Below are 22,423 nucleotides of genomic sequence, written 5' to 3' on the forward strand. Positions count from 1 at the left end.
CGTCGCGCAATCAGCGAGTACTCGAGCAAACCGCATGCGGTGGCATGTTCCGTGCTAAAAATCCATCGGTGGGCCCGCATCTCCGGGCTCTAGGGGAAACAGCATGGTGGAGCAGCCTGGAAGGCAGCGATGGGCGGGCGAGCGTGGGCCCGCGCGCGTGCTGGCATCCGCGGCCATCCTGGCTGGGCTCCTCGATGCCTGCCGGCTAGCGGCTGGATCCGCCTCCTTTGTGACGCTCGCACCCGGCCTGTTGCTGGCAGGTGTGGCACTCCTTGTGATGCTGTCGCCCATTTCTGCCAGCCGCCGCTTACGCGGACTTTGGGTGGCGCTGGCCATTGCCACGATCGCGGGCATGGGCTTTATCGGCCAGTTTGCCGGCGAATGGGGCGTTTCGCGGTGGCTGCTTGCCATGTTGTGGATCGCGGCGGTCGCCAACGCCATATCCAGCTCTCCGGGTGTCACCTTCGTGGCGCGCGGGTGTGCCCTTGGAGTGGGGATGTCCGCGCTCGCCGGGCTGGCCGCCACGCAAGGTGGCGCCGCTGGCCAGCCGTTGCTGCTCGGTGCCGGCATGGTCTTGCTCGGCGCACGGTTCGCCTTGATGCCGGTCGGTGAGTCGAGGCTGGTCTTTCCCTCCTTGCTGGCGGGCCTGGGCTGGATGGGGCTGGCCGGCCTGGCGCTTCGCCTGCCCTGGCTCAGCAGGGGAGGCGTGGGCTCGGTGCCCATGGCTTTGAGCGCAGCCATTGCCTTTGTGCTGCTTGCGCAGGGTTTGTGGTCGCTTGAGAAGCGGAAGTTCGGTGCTGCGCTGGCATGGGGAGTCCCATGCCTGGCCTTGGGGCTGACACCGCTGCTGGTCCAGTACGCCGGCGTTCCGGACCTGATCGGGCTCGCGCTGGGTGCGTGGCGTGGATCGCCGTGGCCGGTGTCGCTCAGTGGCCTGTCACACAACGCCTCGGTGGCCATTGTCCTTTCCGTGGCTGCGCTGGCTGCGGCCGCTTTCGTCAGTCGGCGGGCCGGTGTGTGGACACTGGTGTGGGCGCTGGGTTTGCTGGTGGCGATGCTGGGGCTGTTGTCGGTGGCAGGGCTCGTGCTCGGGATGCCGACCATGGACGCCTTGGGCGGCCACGATCAGGTCTCCTGGCCCACCGCATTGGGGCTCGTCGTGCTCGGTCTCGGCCTGGTGGCCGCATGTCCACGCTCGCCGTGGGAGAGAAATTACCGCACCTATCTTTTCCCGGCAGGCATGGGGCTGGGCGTGGTGCTGTTGGCGGTGATGCTGTGGGTCATGCTGGTGCGTCAGCAGGCGGCCATCGAGCAGCGGGAGCAGGCCAGCCGGCAGGACAGCGTGCTCACCGCGCTGCGAGGCGGCATGGATGCCCAGGTCCTGGCCATTCGCCGGATGGCGCGGCGAATGGCGAGCGTGGACGAAGCGACACGGCGCCAGCTCTTCGCCGTCGACGCCCCGCAGTACCTGGATGACCTGCCCGGGCTGCGCGCGATGAGCTACGTCGACCGCGGACGCGTGTTGCGAATGATCGAATCGCGCGGAGGCTTGCCCGTCCAGCCCGGCCGGCAGGTGGATGAAGTACCCGCGCGCCGCCAGGTCTTCGACGCGGTGGATGCCATCGGCGATGTGCGGTTGAGCGGTCCCATGCCCTTGCTGCTCGGTGGCACCGGTGCATTGATCGTGTCGCCCATCGATGCCGCCACCGGGCCGCGTGGATACGTGGTGGGCGTGGTGGTCTATGACCGCCTTTTCCCTGCGCTGCTTGCGGCGCAGCATGCCGTCGGCCAGGTGCGTGTGCTCGAAGATGGCCGCGCGCTGTACGCAAGTGGCGCCGCCACCGCCATCCCCGCCGCGGCCGCGTCGACGGCGAGCCAGTCACTGCCGATGTACGGCAGGACGTGGCAGGTGGAGCTGGGCGAGCGCAGCGGATCGCCTCCCACTTATGCGTCGCTCGTGCTGCTGCTGGGTTTCGCCCTGGGCGGGCTGCTGGCGGTGACGCTGCGCCTGTCGGCGCTGGCGCGCGAACGGGCGCGGCTGGCCGAGGCGGTGAGTCGGGAACTGCGCGAGCAGGTCGAGGCGCGCGAAGTGGTGCAGGCCGCCCTGGTGGATGCCGAGCGCGACATGATCGCGGTGCTGGAGAGCATCAGCGACGGCGTCTTCATGGTCGACCGCGAGTGGCGCTTCACCTACGTCAACCCGCAGGCGGCGCGCATGTTCGGTGCGCAGGCGTCGTTGCTGCTGGACGTGCCGTGCTGGAGCGTCCTTCCCGACGTGCTGGACGATGGCGGGTCCGACGGTCATCTGCGGCGCATATGGCAGCGCGCCCTGCGCGACGGCACGCCGCTCAACATCGAAGCCGCTCACGGGCCGAGCCAGCGCTGGTACGAATTGCGCGCGTATCCGCACGCGCACGGACTGACCGTCTACCTGCACGACGTCTCCTCGCGCAAGCGACAGGAGCGCGAGCTGCTCAAGCGCGATGCCGAATCGCGCCATGCGCTGCAGCTCGGTCGCATGGGCAGCTGGGAGCTGCATCTGCGCAGCGGTCGCCTGCACTGGTCGGCGGAAACCTGCGCGATCTTCGGCGTCGAGCGCAGCCCGGAGGAAGAGGGGCTGGAGGCGCTGCGTCGCCGCGTCCATCCCGATGACTGGGATTCCCTGATGGCAGATCAGGATCGCCTGCGCGGGGGCGAGGGTGTGATCGACCGCCAGTACCGCATGATCCGGCCCGATGGCGAGGTGCGGGTGATCCGCGCCCTGGCCGAGCTGGTGGCCAAGGACGGCGACCCCATCGTGTCCGGCGCGGTGCAGGACATCACCGAGCAGCAGCGCGCCAGCGAGGCGCTGTCGCGGGCGATGGAGGCCACCCAGTTGGTGATGGACAGCGCGCCTGACGTGATCATCGTGCTCGATCGCGAGGGTCGGTTCCTGCGGGTGAGTGCGGCGGCCGAGCGGTTGTGGGGCTACGCGCCGGAAAGCCTGCTGGGCGAATCCATGGGCAGCCTGATCCATCCCGACGACCGCGCGTCCAGCTTCGCCGAGGTAGTGCGCATCGCCGGCGGGCACCCCAACCCCAATTTCCGCAACCGCAATGTAACCCGCGATGGCCGCGTGCTGTACATGCAGTGGTCGGGCGTGTGGTCGGAGCAGGCGCAGTGCCTTTATGTGGTGGGACGCGACCACACCGAGATGCACCGTGCCGAGCAGATGGACGCCGCGCAGCGGCGCATCCTCACCGCGATCGCCAGCGGCCAGCCACTGGAAGAGGTGCTCGAAGCGATCGTGCTGGCCCACGAGAAACAGCAGCCCGATACGCTGTGCTCGGTGCTGCTGCTGAGCGATGGACGCCTGCATCACGCGGCGGCCCCGCATCTGCCACGGCAGTACGTGAAGGCCATCGAGGGCATGCGCATCGGGCCGGAAGCGGGCTGCTGCGGCACAGCGGCGTGGCGCCGCGAGCGGGTGATCGTTGCCGACATCGCTACAGATCCGCTGTGGCAGGACTACGCCGCAATGGCGCTGCCGCACGGGCTGCTGTCGTGCTGGTCCACCCCGATCATGGCGCGGGACGGCGTGGTGCTGGGCACCTTTGCTGTCTATCACGGCGAGTCGCACGAGCCGTCCGAAGCCGAGCTGGCCAGCATCGACGGCCTCACCGCACTGGCCGCCATCGCGATCGAGCACGACCACGCCTTCCAGCAGCTCAGCGCGAGCGAGCAGCGCTTCCGCTCGCTGTTCGATCACCATCCTGATGCCGTGTTCGCGCTCGATGGCGATGGCCGTGTGTTGCAGGCCAACACCTCGGCCCAGGCACTGCTCGGCGAGACGGTTGGCGAGCTGCAGCAGCGCCCGCTGCTGCGCTTCTTCGACGGCGATCGCGAGCGCATCGATGCCGCCCTGGAGGCGGCCGCCGCAGGTCATGCGGAGCGCCTGGACGTGTCGGTCCGCGACGGCAGGGGTGGGCGCTTCCCGGGTGCCTTGATCACGCTCCCGATCATGGTGGAAGGGCGGGCCCGAGGCATGTTTGCCGTCCTGCAGGATCACCGCGAGCTGCGTCGCGCCCAGCAGGCCATGGCCAGCCAGCTGGCGCTGCTTTCGGCGGTGGCCGACAGCGTGGGCGAGGGCCTGCTGGCCGTGGATGCCGCGGGCGTGCCCACGTTTCTCAACCGCACCGGCGCCCGGCTGCTGGAGCTGCCGGTTTACGGTCTGCCGCAAGCCGATGCGCTGCCGTCGGCCGGGCGCGAGGCGCTGCGCGGCATCCTCTGCGGCAATGGTTACGCCAGCAACGACGATGCGCGTTTCGCGCTGGGCGAGGGTCGTGAACTCGACGTTGCCTACGTCGCCACGCCGCTGCGCATCGACGGCAAGCTGGCTGGTGCGGTGCTGGCGTTCCGTGACATCGGCGACATCAAGGAGGCCCGCCGTTCGCTGCACGAACGCCAGCGCTTCTTCGAGCTCTCGCTGGAGGTGTTCTGCATCTTCGACGCCGACAGCGGTCACTTCGTGCAGGTCAACCAGGCCTTCTGCCGCCTGCTTGGGTACGAAGAGGAGACGATCCGCACGATTCCGCTGGTCGAGCTGGTCCATCCGCAGGACCGCCTCGCTACCGAGGATGCGGCCCGCTGGCAGCAGGAAAGCGGCGAGCTGTTGACCGGTTTCGTCAACCGCCTGCGCCGCGCCGACGGCACCGACGTATGGCTGGAGTGGACCTCGCGGCTGTCGCCCGAGGGGCTGATCTTCGCGGTGGCCCGCGACGTCACCGCCAAGCGCCGGGCCGACGCGGCGCTGGCCAAGGCGATGGACGATCTGCGCATCCGCAACCGCGAGCTGCAGGACTTCGCCTATGTCGCCTCGCACGATCTGCAGGAGCCGCTGCGCAAGATCCAGACCTTCGCCGATCGCCTGCAGTCCCGCCTCGCCGACAAGCTGGACGAATCGGCGCGCGACTATCTGCAGCGCATGGGCGACGCCGCCTCGCGCATGCAGACGCTGATCGACGACCTGCTGGCCTATTCGCGCGTGGGCACGCGCACCAGCATGCCGGTGGCGGTCGACCTTTCCGCCGAGCTGGCCACCGTGCTGGATGATCTGGACGCGCGCGTGCAGGAGGCGGCTGCGACGGTGGAGGTCGAGCCGCTGCCGACCATCCATGCCGACGCCTCGCAGATGCGTCAGCTGCTGCAGAACCTGCTGGCCAATGCGCTGAAGTTCCGCGCGGCCGATCGGCCCTGTCACATTCGGGTCGCTGCCCGTCCGCTGGGCGAGCAGGACATGGCCCCCGACCGCTGGGAAATCCGGGTACAGGACAACGGAATCGGCTTCGATCCGGCGTACGCCGAGCGCATCTTTGCCCCGTTCCAGCGACTGCATCCCCGGAATGTCTATGTGGGTACCGGTATCGGATTGGCCATCGTCAGGCGTATCGTTGAGCGGCACGGGGGATCGATCCACGCCGAAAGCCGCAGCGGCGAAGGCGCCAGTTTCATCGTGACCCTGCCGGTACAGGCGTCCGCCACGCTCACGCGCATGGCGGATGATGCGCCCTTGGTGAACATGGATTCGTCGGGAGCAGGGACATGACGCAAATGCAGGGATCGTTGTCGATACTGGTGGCCGAGGACGACGCCGACGACCGCGTCCTGCTCGCCGATGCTTTTGCCGAGAGCGGCGTGGTGGTGGCGCTGGACTTCGTCACCGATGGCGTCGAACTGATGCAACGGCTGGCACTGCGCGACTCCGACGTGAACCTGGGATTGCCGGATCTCGTGCTGCTGGATCTCAACATGCCGCGCATGGATGGCCGTGAGGCGCTGCGCGCCATCCGCGAGCACGAGCGGTTGCGGCACCTGCCGGTGATCATCCTCACCACGTCCAAGGCCGAGCTGGATATCCGCGTGAGCTACCAGCTGGGCGCCAATTCCTATGTCACCAAGCCGCGCCGCTTCGACGAACTGATCGCGGTGCTGCGTTCGCTGGAGCGCTACTGGATGGATATCGTGCAGCTTCCTTCCGATGCCCGGCGGGTGCAGCCATGACGCGCCAGCCGCTGCGCGTGCTAGTCGTCGACGACGACGAGGACGATTTCATCCTCATCCGCGACATGTTGCGGGACGTCAGCGAAGGCGGCTACACATTCGAATGGTGCGCCACACCGGAGGAAGGGCTCAGCGAGCTGCGGCGCGGCGCGCACGACGTCTACCTGGTGGATTACCTGCTCGGCCCGGCCAGCGGGCTGGACCTGATCGAGGCGGTGAACCGCGAGGGCCTGACCCGCGCCTTCATCGTGCTCACCGGCCGCGGCAACCAGTCGGTGGACATGGCCGCGATGGAGGCCGGTGCCAGCGATTATCTGGTCAAGGGGCTGATCGACGCCGAGCGGCTGGCGCGCAGCATCCGGTACGCGGTGGACCACACCCGTTTCGTCGAAGTGCTGCGCGAGAGCGAAACCTGCCACCGCCTGCTGTTCGACGAGGGCCCGGTGCCGCTGCTGCTGTTCGATGCGCACAGCCGCGAGATCCTCACTGTCAACGCGGCGGCCCAGAACGAATATGGCGACCTGCTGCCGGAGCTGGTGGGGCAGCGCTTCGACGCGCTGCTTGCTCCGCACGAGAGCGAGCGGTTTCTCGCGCAGCTGGCGTCCGGCCAGCTCACCAACGGCGAGCTCGGTGCCTGGGACTATCGCCGCGACGGACATGCGCTGCGCCATGTCGAGGGCATCTTCCACGCCATGGACTACCGCGGCTCGCGGGCGGTGCTGGCGCACATCCAGGACGTCAGCGCACGGGTGCTCGCCGATGCCCAGCTGCACCTGCTCGACCGGGCCATCCAGTGCACAGGCAACGGCGTGGTGATCGCCGCGGCACGCCAGCCCGATCAGCCGATCATCTTCGTCAACCGCGCGTTCGAGCGCATCACCGGCTACAGCGCGACCGAGGTGATCGGGCTCAACTGCCGCTTCCTGCAAGGCGGCGAGGACAATCATGCCGAGCGCGCGGTGATCCGCCAGGCGCTTGCCGCCCGCCAGGAGAGCAGCACCCTGCTGCGCAACGTGCGCAAGGACGGCACGCTGTTCTGGAACCAGCTCTACATTTCGCCGGTGAGCGACGCGCGCGGCGAGGTCACTCACTACATCGGCATCCAGATGGACGTCACCGCACAGCGCGATACCGAGGCGCGGCTCGCCTATGCGGCCACGCACGACGCCGAGACCGGGTTGGCGCGTTACCCGGTGATCGAGGCGATGCTGGAAGAACACGCGCTGCATCGCGTCGACCGGCCGATGACGCTGATCTATGCCGACGTCGACCGCTTCCATGCGATCAACGAGACCTTGGGCCACGAGGTGGGCGACCTGGTGGTGGCCGCGCTGGCCCTGCGCATGCGCGAGTGCGTGGGCGACCGCGGCCGGGTGGCACGCTTCACTGGCGACGAGTTCGTGATCGCCTTGCCCGGCATGCCGCTGGATGACGCCATGGTGCTGGCCGAGCAGCTGCGCCAGCGCGCGGCGGCGCCCATCGGCATCGGCACGGGCGAGGTGCTGGTGACCATGAGCATCGGGGTCGCCACGTATCCGCAGCGGGTCGACCAGCTGGCCGACCTGCTGCTGCGCGCCGAGGCATCGATGACCCGCGCCAAGCACCTGGGACGCGATCAGGTGTGCGCGTATTCGCAGGAGGACATGCTGCGCGTGGAGGATCGCCGCATGCTGGGCGCCCGCTTGCGTGCGGCGCTGCAGGCCGGCGAGCTCTACCTCGACTTCCAGCCGCAGGTGTGTGCCAGCAGCGGCCGCATGCTCGGTTTCGAGGCGCTGCTGCGCTGGCGCAGCCCCGAGCTGGGTCTGGTGATGCCCGATCGCTTCATCGCGGTGGCCGAAGGCATGGGCCTGATGCCGGAACTGGGCCAGTGGGTGCTCGATCATGCCTGTGCGCAGATGCGCGCATGGATCGACGGCGGCCTCGCCGATGGCCTGGTGATGGCGGTGAACGTGGCGGCTCAGCAGGTGCAGCGACCGGACTTCGCCGAGCACGTCACCGATACGTTGCAGCGCCATGGACTGGAGCCGGCGCAGCTGGAACTGGAGTTCACCGAAAGCTCGCTGATGGAGAACATCGAACGCGCGCTGCAGTCCATCCACCGGCTTTCCGCGTCCGGCGTACGGCTGGCGTTCGACGATTTCGGCACCGGTTACTCCAGTCTGTCCTACCTGCGGCAGTTCAAGGTGGACCGGCTGAAGATCGACAAGTCCTTCGTGCACGATCTGCCCGACGACGAGGACAGCGTGGCGATCGCCCGCACGATCATCGCGGTCGGCCACCAGTTGCAGATGGACGTGGTCGCCGAGGGCGTGGAAACCCCCGAGCAGGCGCGCCTGCTCAGGGCGCTGGGCTGCGACGTGCTGCAGGGCTACCTGATCGGCTATCCGATGAACGCGCCCGCTGCGGGCGACTGGCTGCGTGGCCATCCGGCCGGCGTGCCGGTGCCGGACAGCGCCTGAGGCTCCGCGCCATCCCGGTCGCCGGGTTCGTCAATCCAGCAGGATCGGCTCGTGCATTCCCGGCATCTGGCTGGGGATACCCAGCTGGTCCAGTCGCTCGCGCATCACGCGCATGCCCACGTCGTAATCGCCGTGCACCAGCAGCACCTTGCGTCGCGGCGCGCGGCCCAGCCAGTGCAGCAGGGTGGCCTGGTCGGCGTGGGCGGAGAAGCCGTTGATGGTCCAGATCTGCGCGCGCACGCGGATCTCCTCGTTGAAGATGCGCACGGTCTGCGCGCCGTCCACGATGCGCCGTGCCAGCGTACCCTGTGCCGCATAGCCGACGAACACCACGCTGCAGCGCTCCCGCCACAGGTTGTGCTTGAGGTGGTGGCGCACCCGCCCGCCGTTGCACATGCCCGAACCAGCGAGGATCACCGCGCCGCCCTCCATCCGGTTGATCGCCATCGACTCGGCCGTCTCGCGCGCGAAGTGCAGGTTGGGCATGGCGAACGGGTCGCCGCGCTGCAGCTCCTCGCGAAAGCCGTCGTCGAAGCACTCCGGATGGCGGCGGAAGATCTCGGTGGCGGAGATCGCCATCGGTGAATCAAGAAACACCGAGGTGTGCGCCGGGATGTGCCCGTCGCGGATGCCCTGGTGCAGGTAGTAGAGAATCTCCTGCGCGCGTTCCAGCGCGAAGGTGGGGATGATCACGTTGCCATGCCGCGCCACCGTTTCGCGGATTGCCCGGTACAGCTCCTCCACCGTGTCCGGCAGCGAGCGGTGCGGCCGGTTGCCGTAGGTGGTTTCCATCAGCACGTAGTCGGCTGCGGGCGCCGGCACCGGGTCGCGCAGCAGCGGGCGCCCGGGGTTGCCCTGGTCGCCGGAAAACACGATGCGCCTTACCTGCTCGCCGTCGTCCAGCGTGAGCAGGATCGAGGCCGAACCAAGGATGTGGCCGGCATCGAGAAACTGCGCCTGCACGCCCGGCGCCAGCGGCACGATCTCGCCGTAGGACACCGGATCGGCGAAGAAATCCAGCGCGTGGAAGGCGTCATCGAGGGTGTACAGCGGCGTGCTGGCCGCCTCGTCGCGCCGGCGGCCGCTGCGCTGGGCACGGCGGGCCTCCTCTTCCTGCAGGCCGGCGGCATCGAGCAGTACCACGCGAGCGAGATCGCGGGTGGCCGCGGTGGCGAGAATGCGGCCGCGAAAGCCCTCGCGCACCAGCTTGGGAATGCGGCCGCAGTGATCCAGATGCGCATGCGTAAGTAGCAGTACGTCGACACTGGCCGGTTCGAAGCCGAACGGCTCGGCGTTGGCGCGCTCCTCCTCGTCGCCGCCCTGGAACAGGCCGCAGTCCACCAGCACGCTGAACTTGCCGAAGCGCAGCAGGTGGCACGACCCGGTGACCTGCTTGGCGGCGCCGTGCGCGCTGTAGACGGTGTGCCGGTTCATGGGCGCGTTCTCCGGTGGGGTGGGGCGACGGTGCGCAGGCGGCCGCCGCAGCGCGCGAGCATCACCTGCGCCAGATCCTCGCTGAGGTCGATCTGCGCCTGCGGCGAGGCGATGGTGTTGCTGGTGACCACGCGGCCCGCGCCCGCGGCGTGCAGGGCCTGCAGCGCGCCGTCGGCGAAGATGCCGTGCACGGCCACGCACACCGGCGGCGGCAGCGAGCGCTCGCGCAGGCACTGCACCGTGGCGATCATGGTGTGGCCGCTGGCGATGATGTCGTCCAGCACCACCGGTGTATGGCCTTGCCAGCGATCCAGCGCGGGCAGGGTGATGCGCACGTCGCGGTCGCCGTGGCGCTGCTTGGCGGCTACGGCCCACGGCGCGTCGAGCATGCGCGCCACGGCGCCCACCCACTGCGCGCTCTCGCCGTCGGGGCCGATCAGCAGCGGCTTAGGTACTTCGCGCGCGATCCACTCGGCCAGCCGTGCGGCCGCGTGCACCACGTAGCCGTCCAGCGGGTAGACGTCGCCGAGGCGACGATAGCGGTGCAGGTGGGGGTCCACCGTGATCAGCCAGTTGAACGCGCCGCCCAGCAGCTGGCCGAAGACGCGTGCCGACACTGCCTCGCCGGTGTGGAAGCGCGTGTCCTGGCGCATGTAGGCCAGATAGGGCGCGATCAGGCCCACGCGCGAGGCCCCCAGTTCGCGGGCGGTGGCCGCGGCCATCACCAGCGGCAGCAGCTTGGCATCGGGATGATCGAGCGTGCAGACGATCACCGCCACGCTGCGTGGCACAGGCGGCTCGATGCGCACGCGGCTCTCGCCGTCGGGAAAGCGATGCACCTGCACCACCCGGCGCGGCAAGCCACTGTGCTGCGCCAGTCGGTCGGCGAAATCCTCGTTGCCGGGCAGGGCGTAGATGGCGCTCACGGCGCGTCCTCCAGCGTCACGATGGCCGGATGCCGCGCCACGTATTCCATCGCGTAGGCCAGCTCGCCGGGGCTCTGCGCGTGCACGGTGAACAGGGGTTGGCCGGTGCTCACGCGATCGCGCCCGTGCGCCTGCAGGGTGAGCCCGGCCAGCGGCGCGGAGGGCGCGCCGGCCAGCTTGGCCACGCGCGACAGCCGGCGGTTGTCGATCGCCGCGACGACGCCGTCGCGCGGGGCCAGCACCGGTTGCTGCCAAGGGGCGCTGCCCGGCACGCGCAGGCCACCCTGCGCCGTGCAGATGGCCTGGAATTGCACCCACGCGCGGCCGGAGTCCAGGCACTCGGCGGCCACGGCGCCGGCACCCAGTGCGCTGGCCACGCCGCCCAGTTCGAGCACCGCGGCGGCAATCTGCAGCGCGCGCGTCCGTAGATCGGCCGGGGCGTCGGCGTGGTTCTGCAGCACGGCGAGCACGTCGTGTGCTTCCAGCGCGGGGCCGATGCCGCGCCCGATCGGTTCACGGCCGTCGCTGAGCAGCACGCGCAGCTGCAGCCCGAACGCCGCGGCCACTTCTTCGAGCAGGCGCTTGAGATCGCTTGCTTCGGAGTCGCTGCGTATTTTTGCGGTGGGACCGACCGGCACGTCGATGACGACGTGGGTAGAGCCGGCGGCGATCTTCTTGGACAGCACCGAGGCCACCAACTGGCCGATGCTGTCCACGTCGAGCGCGCGCTCCACCCGGATCAGCACGTCGTCGGCGGGCGCAAGGTTCATCGCGCCACCCCAGACGATGCAGCCACCGCAGCGCTCCACGGTGTGGCGCATCCGGGCGAGGTCCAGCTCCACCGGTGCGAGCATGGCCATGGTGTCGGCGGTGCCGGCCGGCGAGGTGATGGCGCGGGAGGATGTCTTGGGCATCACCAACCCCAGCGCGGTGACGATCGCCACCACGATCGGCGTGGTGCGGTTGCCGGCCAGGCCGCCGATGCAGTGCTTGTCCACCACCGTGGGCTGCGGCCAGCGCAGCCGGGTGCCGGTGTCCACCATGGCGCGGGTCAGCGCGATCACTTCGCCGGTGCCCAGGTGATCGCCGCTGCAGGCGGTAATGAAGGCGGCCAGCTCCAGATGGCTGTAGCGATGCTCGACGATGTCGCGCACGATCCCATGCAGTTGGGCATCGTCCAGCGTCTGACCATAGATCTTGGCGCGTACGCAGGCGAGCGATTCCACGCTGGCCGGATGGGCTATCACCACGTGTTCGTGCGGCTGCGGCTGCAGTGCGCTCCACGCCGATTCGCTGAGGCCGGCCTCATCCGGCGCCAGCAGCTCGCCGTGCACGATCGCCAGCGTGGCCAGCAGCCGGCGCTCGCCCACCTGCAACTGCACGCGCGCATGAGCGCCGAGCCCCTCGCTGCGGCAGATCGGTGAGGCGTGGTGCAGATAGACCACGTGCTCGGCGCCGGTATCGATGCCCAGCCGCCGCAGGCGGTCGCCGCCCACGGTGGGACGATGCGTGGTGGTGCCTGGATCTGCCATGCCGATCTCCATCGACTCGCCTCCGCCGGACCGCTGCCGTGCGCGTTTCGCGTCCTGCCGTGTGGTGGGCATCCCTAGTGTCGCATCAGCACGGCCAGCGGGGCGTGTCCCAGCACGTGGCGGGTGGCTCCGCCCAGTACGCGCTCGCGCACCGGCGAGTGGCTGTAGCCGCCCATCACCAGCAGGTCGGTGCGGTCCTGCTCGGTGGCTTCGAGCAGCGCCTCGCCGGCGTGCGAGGCTGGCGTGCGCAGCACCCGGCGTTGCGCGGCGATGCCGTGGCGGGCGAGGAAGGCGATGGGATCGAAGCGCAGCGGCGGCTCGTCCGCATCTTCATCCGGCAGCGCCGAGGCGCCGTCGAGCAGGGTGACGTGTTCGGCCGCGTGCAGAAACGGCAGCGCGGCGTGGATGGCGCGGGTGGCCTCGATGCTGCCGTTCCAGCCGATCGCTATCCGCGGAAATTGTCCGTCGCGCTCGCCGCTGTCCGCCGGCAGCAGCAGGCAGGGCATGCGGCAGCCCAGCAGGGCCTGACCGAAATGCTCGAACGGATCGTCGCCGGCGAGCGAGTCCCGGTCGAGGATCACAAGGTCGTGCCACGCGCCAAGCCGGTGCAGGGTGTCGGCGAGGCCACCGCGACAGAGCAGCCACTCGGCGTGCGACACGCCGCCCGTCTGGGCGAGGCGGGCGAAGGCGCTCGCGTCGGCTGGGTTGCTCGATGCGTCGTCGGCGCGTTCGAGCAGTGCCAGCACGGTCGGTTCGTGCGCGCGTGCGGCGGCTTCCGCCGGCAGCCGGCACGCCGACAGCCGGCTGCCCCAGCGCGCGGCCAAAGCGATACCCGTCAGCAGTGCGGCATGCGAAACACCCTGTCGCACGGCCAGCAGATCCGCCGGCAGGCCCTGCGGGATCGGCCTGCCCGCGCCGTGCGCCGCGCCCGGGGCATGTAGCGTCTGCGGCGGTACGGCACGGGCATCCGACATCGGCACACCCGTCACAGTGCGAGGGTGTGGATGACCTGCGAGCCGTCGTCCGGATCGAGCTGGCGCTCGAAACCCAGATGGTGGGCCAACTCGCGCATCGGCTCATTGTCGGCCGCGTCGATCGAGAACATCTGCTTGAAACCGTTGCGTCGCGCCAGGTGGATCAGATGCTGCATCAGCAGCACGCCGAGGCCGCGATGGCGCCAGTCGTCCGCCACGGTCACCGCGCACTCGCAGCGCTTGCCGTCCTCGGTGGCGCTGTAGCGGCTCACGCCGACCTCGCGCAGCTTGCCGTTGTCGTGGGCGAGTGCCACGAAGGCCATCTGCTCGGGGTAATGCACGTCCATCAGCTGCTTGATCAGCGCCGGACTGGCCTTCTTGAAGTCGCTCAGGAAGCGCAACCGCTTCGATTCGCCCGACAGGCGGGCAATGAACTCCTCCTCGCGCTCGTGATCTTCCGCGCGCAGCGGGCGGATCAGCACGCGCGTGCCGTCGCGCAGGGCTTCGATCCAGTGCGTGCCCTCTAGGGCTTCCGGTTGCAGTGGCGGTTCGTGCGGACGAGCGGGGGGCTGTGCGCTCATGACGGGCTCCCGTGAGAATGCCATCGCATGCTAGGCCGCCCGCACGGGAGGAGGGTTGACCTCGGTCAAGAACGCAGCCCGGCGGATCGGCCGGCGCCGCCCTTGCTACTGCTGCTACTGCTGCTGCGGGCACCATGCTGCAGATTGCCTCGAGCAGATCCGGGCGCGGAATGGTGATCGCCTTGCGGCTCACTCTCGAGATCCAGGCTCCCTCCCTCCGGACGGACAACCGGCTCACCATCTCTACCGCCAGGCCGAGCTGGCTGGCGATGCCGTAGCTCGGCATGCGGAGGTTCAACGCACTGTCCTCGCGCTGCTGCCGCGCATCGCAGTCGGCCAGACCGCGCAGGAATAGCGCCATGGGTTTGTGCGCCTGCTGCTGGAGCATCGCGATCATGCTCTGGTGCTCTGCAGCGACTTCGCGCCAGGCCATGCGTGTCGACTGGCACAACGGGATCACCCAAGCCGACAGGAGCCTGGGCCGGTCGTCGCAAGTGCGCAGATGTTCGAGCGCTCCGGCGCCACGGCCTGGCGGACATGCGGACCGTTGTCAGGGCGTCTACACCGACCGGCTCGATCGGCAGGCGGGGCTCGGCATCTGCGCTACCCGAGGCACCTTCGACGAAGGTGCGCAATGAGCTGGGGCGGGCCGGATCTGACGGGTGGAACTGATCGCCCTGGCGGAGCAGGGCACTCGCCTCGATGCAGTGCGCGCTTGTACCGGGGCGGTGTCGTCCAGTTGCCTGAGGTGTTCTTCGTCGATGCTGGACGGGATGCAGGGCAGGTTAGTCGCTCGTCGCGCAGTCAACGCCCGTGGCGGGTGCGCAGTAGCTGCTGTGCAGTGCCTCGATCACTCGCAGTGCGGGACCGGGTGGGAGCGCGTAGTAGATCGTCTGCGCCTCCCTGCGGGTGGTGACCAGCCCGTCCTGGCGTAGACGCGCCAGGTGCTGGGACAGCGCCGACTGGCTCAGGGTCATCGAAGCATGCATGTCGCTGACCGAGCGCTCCCCGCCCAGCAGCAGGCAGAGGATCCGCAGCCGTTGCCCGTTGGCAAGCGCCTTCAGAAGCGAGGCGGCCCGGTCGGCATTTTCGCGCATGGCATCGATGTCCATCGCGGCTGGGAAGGGTGCGGGGCGTCGTTTCATAGGGTGCATCTCGGGAATGTTGTACCGGAGGGCGGACTGCCTTGCAGGAACTGTTGACATCTTAAACGTTCTCTAATTAAGATCAAGCTAATTTAGAAGATTCTAATTTAGTGTGCGTTTGATCGGCGGCAAGACGGTGCTCTTTGCGCGGGTCCATCGTCTAACCCGTCACGATCTTTCCGCTCGAGCCACCCGTCAAGGAGTCCACTCATGGCAAACGTCATCGTCATAGGCGCCGGTATCGGCGGCATGTGTGCGGCCTACGAACTGCGGGCTGCGATAGGCAGTACTCACACCATCACGATGGTCGGGGAGGCACCGACCTTCTCTTTCACGCCGTCCAATCCGTGGGTGGCCATCGGGTGGCGCAAGCCATCGGACATCCAGGTGGAGGTGGCGCCTGCGCTGGGTCGCCGCGGTATCGACTACGTTGCATGCGGCGTAGCCCGGGTCGTGCCGCAGGAAAGCCGCATCGAGCTGACGGATGGCCGCAGCCTGGCCTACGACTACCTGGTGATCACCACGGGCCCACGCCTGGCCTTCGACGAGGTGCCGGGGTTGGGACCTCATGGGGGGCACACCCAGTCCGTGTGCACCACGCCACACGCCAACGACGCCTGGACGAACTACGAGGCCTTCGTGAAGAACCCGGGGCCGGTGGTGATCGGCGCGGCGCAGGGCGCCAGCTGCTTCGGGCCCGCCTACGAATTCGCGCTGATGCTCGACACCGACCTGCGCCGGCGCAAGATCCGCGACCGGGTGCCGATGACCTTCGTCACCAGCGAGCCTTACATCGGCCACATGGGGCTGGGCGGCGTCGGCGACTCGCAGGGCCTGCTCGAGCGCCAGTTCCGCCAGCGCCACATCCGCTGGATCACCAGCGCGAAAATCGACAAGGTCGAGGCGGGCCAATTCCACGTCTCCACGCTCGACAGTGCCGGCAAACCGGCTGGCGAGCACACGCTGCCATTCGCCTACTCGATGGTCATCCCGGCGTTCACCGGCGTCGACGCGGTGCGCGGCATCGAGGGGCTGGTGAACCCGCGCGGGTTCGTGCTGATCGACAAGCACCAGCGCAACCCGACCTTCCGCAACATCTTCTCGGCCGGCGTGTGCGTGGCGATTCCGCCGGTGGAGGTCACGCCGGTGCCGACCGGTGCGCCGAAGACCGGCTTCATGATCGAGTCGATGGTGACCACGCTGGTGGCCAACCTGAAGGCCGACCTGGAGGGGCGCGAGGGCAAGGCCGAAGCCACCTGGAACGCGGTGTGCCTGGCCGACATGGGCGACAGCGGCGCGGCGTTCGTGGCGCTGCCGCAGATCCCGCCGCGCAACGTCACCTGGGCCCGCGAGGGCAAGTGGGTACACGTCGCCAAGGTAGCCTACGAGAAGTATTTCCTGCGCAAGATGCGCGCCGGCACCAGCGAGCCGCTGTATGAGCGGTACGTGATGAAGGCGCTCGGCATCGAGCGCATCAAGCCGGGCACCGGCAAGCACTGATCCTGATCCCTTTTCCACCAGAGAACCGTCATGAACATCGATCGTTTCGTCCTCGCGTTTGCCGGCAGCGTGGTGCTGCTGAGCGTGGCGCTGGCCCACTTTGTCTCGCCTTGGTGGCTGCTGCTCACCCTGTTCGTCGGCGCCAACCTGCTGCAGTCGGCCTTCACCGGCTTCTGCCCGCTGGCGATGATCCTGCGCAAGGTCGGCCTCAAGCCGGGCTGCGCATTCGGCGACCGCTGATCCTCCTTCCCCAAGAGAGACCGACATGATCGTGCGTGTGCGTCACCTGGTTTCCCTTTTCGCGCTGGCCCTGCTTGCCGGCTGCGGCGACAAGTCCGCGCCCTCGGCTGGCCAGGCGCCCCGGCCGTCGCTTGCCTCGCAGGTGATCCATGCTGGCGACGCGTCCCGCGAGCAGACGTGGGATGGCGTCGTCGAGGCGGTCAACCAGGTCACCCTGACCGCGCAGACCAACGCCCGCGTGCTGGCCTTGCCCCACGACGTCAACGACGTGGTGGCGGCCGGCGCGGTGCTGGTGCGCTTCACCGACGTGGAGCAACGGTCCTCGCGTGACGCGGCGCTGGCGCAGCTCGCCTCGGCGCGGGCCGGCTACAGCGATGCGCAGGCGTCGTTCGAACGCTTCTCCGCACTGTTGCCCAAGGGCTACGTGTCCAAGTCGGACATGGACAGCGTGCGTGCCAGGCGCGATGCTGCCAAGGCCGCTCTGGAGGCCGCGCAGGCCCAGCTCGCGCAGGCGAAGCAGAGCGTGGACTACACCGAAGTCCGTGCGCCCTACGCGGGCGTGATCACCCGCCGCTTCGTGCACGTGGGCGAAGCGGTGCAGTCGGGGCCGCCGTCGCCGCAGCCGTTGATCGCGATGGAATCCCTTGATGCGCTGCGCGTCAGCGTGCAGGTGCCGCAGAGTTCGGTCGACGCAATCCGCGCCGCGAAGAGCGCTACCATCATCGCCGACGGGCACCGCGTGCCGGCCAGGGACATCACCGTGTTTCCGTACGCCGACCCGGCCACGCATACCTTCACGGTGCGCGTCGAGGTGCCGGGACAGGACAGCGGCCTGCGTCCGGGCACGTCGGTCAAGGCGGCCTTTCCCGTCGGTGACGCGAAGCAGTTGCTGGTGCCGGCGTCCGCGCTGGTGCGGCGCGGCGAGCTGATCGGCGTCTACGTGATAGGCGATCATGGTGTTTCGCTGCGCCAGTTGCGCGTGGGCGATCAGGCAGGCGACCGGGTGCAGGTGCTGGCCGGCCTGGACGACGGCGAGACCATCGCGACCGATCCGGTGGCCGCGCTGAACTTCCTCGCGCAGCAGCGCGCCAAGGATGCGTCCGGCCATGAGTGAAGCAGGGAAGATGGGTATTTCCGGGCGCATCGCACGGGCGTTCCAGGCTTCGCAGATCACCCCGCTGCTGGCCCTGGCAGGCCTGCTGCCGGGCATCGCCGCGGCGATCATCACGCCCAAGGAAGAGGACCCGCAGATCGAGGTCACCATGGCCAACGTCATGGTGCCGTTTCCCGGCGCCAGCGTGGACAACGTCGAGCATCTGGTCTCGTTCCCGCTGGAGCAGAAGCTCTCGGAGATCCGCGGGATCAAGCATGTGTACTCGATGAGCCGCCCGGGCATGGCGGTGGTGACCGTCGAGTTCCAGGTCGGCGTGCCGCGCCAGGAGGCACTGGTCCGCCTGTACAACAAGATCTATTCGAACGCCGACTGGGCGCCGCCCGGCCTCGGCGTTGGCCAGGCGCTGGTCAAGCCGTACGGCATCGACGACGTGCCGATGATGGCGCTCACGCTGTGGTCGGACCGGCCCGAGGTGGACGCCGGCCAGCTCGCCCGTGTCGCGCACACGCTGGAGACCGAGGTCAAGCGCGTCCCCGGTACGCGCGACGTCTACACGCTCGGTGTGCCCGATCGCGCGGTGACGGTGGAGATCGATCCGTCGAAGCTGGCCAACTACCAGCTCACCGTCGGGGATCTCGGCCAGGCGCTGAAGGCGGCCAACATGGCCGCCGAGGTCGGGAGCGAGATCGGCGACAACCGCAACGTGCCGGTGAAGGCCGGTCGCCTGCTGATGAATGCCGACGAGGTCGCGCACCTGGTGATCGGACTGTCCGGCGGCAAGCCGGTGTACCTGTCCGATGTGGCCAGGGTGACGGCGGGTGCCGACCAGCCCAGCCAGTTCGCCTCGTTCTGGGCGCCGCCCGGCGAGGCCGGGCCGCTCACCGGGCTGGTGCCGGCCGTGACGATTGCGATCGGCAAGAAGGCCGGTACCAACGCGCACACCATCGCCAGCGAGGTGCAGGCGCGCATCGCTGCACTGCGTAACGTCTCGATTCCGGACAGCGTGCACGTCACGGTAACCCGCGACTACGGCCAGACCGCCAACCAGAAGGCCGACGAGCTGATGCTGCACCTGGCGCTGGCCGCGCTGGCGGTGGTGGCGCTGGTGCTGTTCGCGCTGGGCTGGCGCGAGGCGGTGGTGGTCGGCGTGGCGGTGGTGGTGACACTGGCGATCACGCTGTTCGCCTCGTGGGCGATCGGCTTCACCATCAACCGCGTGTCGCTGTTCGCGCTGATCTTCTCCATCGGCATCCTGGTCGACGACGCGATCGTGGTGGTGGAGAACATCCACCGGCACATGGCACAGGGCGGCAAGCGCCTGCTGGAAGCGATTCCGCAGGCGGTGGACGAGGTGGGCGGCCCGACCATCCTGGCCACCTTCACGGTGATCGCGGCGCTGCTGCCGATGGCCTTCGTCGGTGGCCTGATGGGTCCATACATGCGGCCGATTCCGATCAACGCCTCGGCCGGCATGCTGATCTCGCTGGCGGTGGCCTTCGTGGTCACGCCGTGGCTGGCCTTCCGCCTGCTCGGCCACCACGAGCACCACGCGCCGCCAGGTCATGCCGAAGCGGTCAAGCCCTCGCGCATCGACGCCTTCCTGCAGCGCTTCTTCATGCGCCTGATGACGCCGTTCCTGGCGGGCCGCGCCGCGTCGCGCAAGCGCCGCATGTTGTTCGCCGGCATGGGCCTGCTGGTCGTGCTGGCGGTGGGCCTGGTGGGCGTGAAGGCGGTCGTCCTGAAGATGCTGCCGTTCGACAACAAGAGCGAGTTCCAGGTGGTGCTCAACATGCCCGAGGGTTCCACCCTCGAGCAGACCCAGCGCGTGCTGGTGGAGATGAGCCAGGTGATCGACAAGGTGCCGGAGGTGAAAGACTTCCAGATCTATGCCGGCACCTCCGCACCGATGAACTTCAACGGCCTGGTGCGCCAGTACTACTTGCGCAACCAGCCGTACCAGGGTGACATCCAGGTCAACCTGGTAGACAAGGACGAGCGTTCGCGGCAGAGCCACGAGATCGCCAGCTCGGTACGTTCTGCGCTGGCCGCGGTGGCGCGCAAGTACCACGCCCACATGGTGCTGGCCGAGGTGCCGCCGGGTCCGCCGGTGATGGCGCCGATCGTGGCCGAGATCTACGGGCCGTCCTACGGCGGGCAGCGCCAGCTGGCGCAGACGATGGAGCAGATGTTCGGCAAGACCGACGGCATTGCCGATATCAATTCGAGCGTGGAGAGCCCGGCTGCCCGCCGCAAGGTGTTCGAGATCGACCGCGAGCATGCCGCCACGCTGGGGGTGAGCCAGGCCGAGATCGTCTCCGTGCTGCAGGCGGCGATGGGCGGCGACCGCGCCACCTACCTGGGCGAGCCCGGCATCAAGTATGCGGTGCCGGCGCTGCTGCGGCTGTCGCCGGCGGCGCTGGCGTCCACCCAGACCATCCTCTCGCTGCGGGTGCGTTCGCGCAGCGGCGCGCTGATCCCGATCTCGGAGGTCGTGAAGGTGGTCGACGAGCCGTGGGCCGGTGCGGTCTACCACAAAGACCTGCGGCCCTATGCCTTTGTCACCGCGGACGACGCCGGCAGCGAGGACAGCCCGATCTACGGCATGTTCCGGCTGGTCGGCAAGCTGGGGGCAGGCAAGGTGGACGGCGACACGCTGACCCAGCACTTCACCGGGGCGCCGCTCGGCGACGACCACTACTCGATCAGCTGGAGCGGCGAGTGGGAGATCACCTACGAGACCTTCCGCGACATGGGCATCGCCTATTCGGTGGGTTTGGTGCTGATCTACCTGCTGGTGGTCGGCCAGTTCCGCAGCTACCTGGTGCCGCTGGTGATCATGTCGCCGATTCCGCTGACGGTGATCGGCGTGATGCCAGGGCACTGGCTGTTCGGCGCGCAGTTCACCGCCACGTCGATGATCGGCATGATTGCGCTGGCCGGCATCATCGTGCGCAACTCGATCCTGCTGGTGGACTTCATCAACCACGCGATCGCCAGCGGCCTGTCGCTGGAAGAGGCGGTGGTCGAGGCCGGCGCGGTGCGCGCCAAGCCGATCATCCTGACCGCGATCGCGGCGATGCTCGGCGCGTTCTTCATCCTCACCGACCCGATCTTCCAGGGCCTGGCGGTGTCACTGGTGTTCGGCGTGCTGGTGTCCACGGTGCTCACCCTGCTGGTGATCCCGCTGCTGTATTACGCCATGCTTGACCGTCGCCGCCGGAAGACCGCGGCGATCACCGATGAAGGAGCGCATGCATGAGCGAGACCCAGGAGTTCACCCTGACCCTGACCCAGGAGAGCGACTACGTCTTCCGTATCGCCTTCGACGACACGCCGATCCCCGAGCTGGTCACCGACGAGACCGCGCCGCTGGGTACCGATCACGGTCCCAACCCGTCGCGCCTGCTGGTGGCGGCCGTGGCGAACTGCCTCAGTGCGAGCCTCCTGTTCGCGCTGCGCAAGTTCAAGAACAACCCGGGCACGCTGGTGACTCGGGCACGCGCAACGCTGGGCCGCAATGAGGAAGGGCGCCTGAGGGTGCAGCACATCGCCGTCACGCTGGAGCTGCCCGAGGCGGCTGCCGACTACCAGCAGGCCGAGCGGCTGCTGGCGCAGTTCGAGCACTTCTGCGTGGTGACCGGCAGCGTGCGAGATGGCGTGCCGGTGGAGGTGAGCGTGCGCGACCGCGACGGCCAGCTGGTCCATCACAGCGAGGCGGAGTAGGGCCACAGGTCGATGATGTCTGCGGCAGGGCGTCGCAGCGGGCCGGATTACATCGAGAGAACTGACGGCGGTCAAAGGGTGAAACGAACGGCTGGTGACAATGCATCCGCCTTTCGACTCAACAACAAGGGAACGCCCCATGAAAGCATCCGCTCTAGCCCTGACCGCCCTGGCCCTCGCCTTCGGCACCGCGTCGGCCGCCTGTGCCGCCGATACCTCTCCGTGGGTGCTCCGCGTCGGCGTCCACACGGTCAATCCGAAGTCGAACAACGGCACCCTGGCCGGCATGAAGGCAACCGTCGAAAGCGACACCACGCCGACCTTCAGCCTCGAGTACATGTTCGACCGCCACTGGGGCGTGGATGTCCTGGCTTCGTTGCCCTTCAAGCACACCGTGCGCCTCGACGGCGTGTCCGCCGCGACCACCAGGCACCTGCCGCCGACGATCGGCGTGAACTACCACTTCATGCCCGATGCCACGGTGTCCCCGTTCGTCGGCGTCGGCCTGAACTACACCCGCTTCTTCGAAACCCGTGGCGTCGGTCCGCTGCAGGGAGCGCATGTAAGCATCGCAAACAGTTTCGGCGCAGCCGCGCACGCCGGCCTCGATCTCCGCATCAACGATCGTTGGCTGGCCACTGCGGATGTACGCTGGATGAGCATCGCCGGTGACGTGAAGGTAAACGGCACCAAGGTCGGCACGGCCAACATCGATCCGCTGGCTTACGGCCTGAGCATCGGTTACCGCTTCTAATA

15 protein-coding genes are annotated in these 22,423 nt (G+C 68.5%); 9 read left to right on the forward strand and 6 right to left on the reverse strand.

What is annotated here, in order from left to right:
- Positions 1-496: 496 nt before the first annotated feature.
- From ISP17_RS16890 to ISP17_RS16900, 3 genes are read left to right on the forward strand one after another with little or no spacing between them, the layout of a single operon-like run.
- Complete coding sequence (locus ISP17_RS16890) at positions 497-5,584, forward strand: PAS domain S-box protein (RefSeq protein WP_404635213.1); 5,088 nt, start codon at positions 497-499, stop codon at positions 5,582-5,584.
- Positions 5,581-6,039 carry a response regulator gene (locus tag ISP17_RS16895; protein WP_404635215.1) on the forward strand — a complete coding sequence of 153 codons (459 nt, stop codon included), beginning with the start codon at positions 5,581-5,583 and terminating at the stop codon, positions 6,037-6,039. Before ISP17_RS16890 ends, ISP17_RS16895 begins: the two co-directional genes overlap by 4 nt.
- Positions 6,036-8,498, forward strand: coding sequence for an EAL domain-containing protein (locus ISP17_RS16900; RefSeq protein WP_404635217.1), 2,463 nt, complete (start codon positions 6,036-6,038; stop codon positions 8,496-8,498). Before ISP17_RS16895 ends, ISP17_RS16900 begins: the two co-directional genes overlap by 4 nt.
- Positions 8,499-8,528: 30 nt before the next feature.
- Here the strand turns inward: ISP17_RS16900 and ISP17_RS16905 are convergent, their stop codons facing one another.
- The 6 genes from ISP17_RS16905 to ISP17_RS16930 form a co-directional block, all read right to left on the reverse strand.
- Positions 8,529-9,932 carry an MBL fold metallo-hydrolase gene (locus tag ISP17_RS16905; RefSeq protein WP_404635219.1) on the reverse strand — a complete coding sequence of 468 codons (1,404 nt, stop codon included), beginning with the start codon at positions 9,930-9,932 and terminating at the stop codon, positions 8,529-8,531.
- Complete coding sequence (locus ISP17_RS16910) at positions 9,929-10,858, reverse strand: ribose-phosphate pyrophosphokinase (protein WP_404635221.1); 930 nt, start codon at positions 10,856-10,858, stop codon at positions 9,929-9,931. The genes ISP17_RS16905 and ISP17_RS16910 overlap by 4 nt, the downstream gene beginning before the upstream one ends.
- The gene (locus ISP17_RS16915; protein ID WP_404635223.1) at positions 10,855-12,390 is read right to left on the reverse strand and encodes a thymidine phosphorylase family protein; all 1,536 of its coding nucleotides are present in this window, start codon (positions 12,388-12,390) and stop codon (positions 10,855-10,857) included. Before ISP17_RS16915 ends, ISP17_RS16910 begins: the two co-directional genes overlap by 4 nt.
- Before the next feature lie 74 nt (positions 12,391-12,464).
- On the reverse strand, positions 12,465-13,364 hold the full coding sequence (locus tag ISP17_RS16920; RefSeq protein WP_404635225.1) for a universal stress protein: 900 nt from the start codon (positions 13,362-13,364) through the stop codon (positions 12,465-12,467).
- A gap of 11 nt (positions 13,365-13,375) precedes the next feature.
- Positions 13,376-13,945 carry a GNAT family N-acetyltransferase gene (locus ISP17_RS16925; protein ID WP_404635227.1) on the reverse strand — a complete coding sequence of 190 codons (570 nt, stop codon included), beginning with the start codon at positions 13,943-13,945 and terminating at the stop codon, positions 13,376-13,378.
- A gap of 785 nt (positions 13,946-14,730) precedes the next feature.
- The gene (locus ISP17_RS16930; protein WP_404635229.1) at positions 14,731-15,090 is read right to left on the reverse strand and encodes an ArsR/SmtB family transcription factor; all 360 of its coding nucleotides are present in this window, start codon (positions 15,088-15,090) and stop codon (positions 14,731-14,733) included.
- Positions 15,091-15,300: 210 nt separating this feature from the next.
- Here ISP17_RS16930 and ISP17_RS16935 point away from each other — a divergent pair, with 210 nt between their 5' ends.
- The 6 genes from ISP17_RS16935 to ISP17_RS16960 all read left to right on the forward strand — a co-directional run bounded on the left by ISP17_RS16935 (position 15,301) and on the right by ISP17_RS16960 (position 22,421).
- A complete protein-coding gene (locus ISP17_RS16935; protein WP_404635231.1) occupies positions 15,301-16,590 on the forward strand; it encodes an NAD(P)/FAD-dependent oxidoreductase in 1,290 nt (429 codons plus the stop codon).
- Between the two features lie 30 nt (positions 16,591-16,620).
- A complete protein-coding gene (locus ISP17_RS16940; RefSeq protein WP_404635233.1) occupies positions 16,621-16,830 on the forward strand; it encodes a YgaP family membrane protein in 210 nt (69 codons plus the stop codon).
- Positions 16,831-16,855: 25 nt separating this feature from the next.
- A complete protein-coding gene (locus tag ISP17_RS16945; RefSeq protein ID WP_404635235.1) occupies positions 16,856-17,944 on the forward strand; it encodes an efflux RND transporter periplasmic adaptor subunit in 1,089 nt (362 codons plus the stop codon).
- Positions 17,937-21,203 (forward strand): efflux RND transporter permease subunit, encoded by a 3,267-nt coding sequence (locus ISP17_RS16950; protein WP_404635237.1) that lies wholly within the window; start codon positions 17,937-17,939, stop codon positions 21,201-21,203. Before ISP17_RS16945 ends, ISP17_RS16950 begins: the two co-directional genes overlap by 8 nt.
- The gene (locus tag ISP17_RS16955) at positions 21,200-21,667 is read left to right on the forward strand and encodes an OsmC family protein (protein WP_404635239.1); all 468 of its coding nucleotides are present in this window, start codon (positions 21,200-21,202) and stop codon (positions 21,665-21,667) included. The genes ISP17_RS16950 and ISP17_RS16955 overlap by 4 nt, the downstream gene beginning before the upstream one ends.
- A 139-nt stretch (positions 21,668-21,806) precedes the next feature.
- The gene (locus ISP17_RS16960) at positions 21,807-22,421 is read left to right on the forward strand and encodes an OmpW/AlkL family protein (RefSeq protein WP_404635241.1); all 615 of its coding nucleotides are present in this window, start codon (positions 21,807-21,809) and stop codon (positions 22,419-22,421) included.
- The last annotated feature ends 2 nt before the right edge of the window (positions 22,422-22,423 follow it).

Origin of the sequence: Dyella ginsengisoli, assembly GCF_044904665.1 — a bacterium.
Taxonomy (GTDB): domain Bacteria; phylum Pseudomonadota; class Gammaproteobacteria; order Xanthomonadales; family Rhodanobacteraceae; genus Dyella_A; species Dyella_A ginsengisoli.

Coding starts and splice junctions, on each gene's coding strand:
- ISP17_RS16890 (WP_404635213.1), top strand. CDS start 497: ATGTCCGCGCTCGCCGGGCTGGCCGCCACGCAAGGTGGCGCCGCTGGC.
- ISP17_RS16895 (WP_404635215.1), top strand. CDS start 5,581: ATGACGCAAATGCAGGGATCGTTGTCGATACTGGTGGCCGAGGACGAC.
- ISP17_RS16900 (WP_404635217.1), top strand. CDS start 6,036: ATGACGCGCCAGCCGCTGCGCGTGCTAGTCGTCGACGACGACGAGGAC.
- ISP17_RS16905 (WP_404635219.1), bottom strand. CDS start 9,932: ATGAACCGGCACACCGTCTACAGCGCGCACGGCGCCGCCAAGCAGGTC.
- ISP17_RS16915 (WP_404635223.1), bottom strand. CDS start 12,390: ATGGCAGATCCAGGCACCACCACGCATCGTCCCACCGTGGGCGGCGAC.
- ISP17_RS16920 (WP_404635225.1), bottom strand. CDS start 13,364: ATGTCGGATGCCCGTGCCGTACCGCCGCAGACGCTACATGCCCCGGGC.
- ISP17_RS16925 (WP_404635227.1), bottom strand. CDS start 13,945: ATGAGCGCACAGCCCCCCGCTCGTCCGCACGAACCGCCACTGCAACCG.
- ISP17_RS16930 (WP_404635229.1), bottom strand. CDS start 15,090: ATGAAACGACGCCCCGCACCCTTCCCAGCCGCGATGGACATCGATGCC.
- ISP17_RS16935 (WP_404635231.1), top strand. CDS start 15,301: ATGGCAAACGTCATCGTCATAGGCGCCGGTATCGGCGGCATGTGTGCG.
- ISP17_RS16940 (WP_404635233.1), top strand. CDS start 16,621: ATGAACATCGATCGTTTCGTCCTCGCGTTTGCCGGCAGCGTGGTGCTG.
- ISP17_RS16945 (WP_404635235.1), top strand. CDS start 16,856: ATGATCGTGCGTGTGCGTCACCTGGTTTCCCTTTTCGCGCTGGCCCTG.
- ISP17_RS16950 (WP_404635237.1), top strand. CDS start 17,937: ATGAGTGAAGCAGGGAAGATGGGTATTTCCGGGCGCATCGCACGGGCG.
- ISP17_RS16955 (WP_404635239.1), top strand. CDS start 21,200: ATGAGCGAGACCCAGGAGTTCACCCTGACCCTGACCCAGGAGAGCGAC.
- ISP17_RS16960 (WP_404635241.1), top strand. CDS start 21,807: ATGAAAGCATCCGCTCTAGCCCTGACCGCCCTGGCCCTCGCCTTCGGC.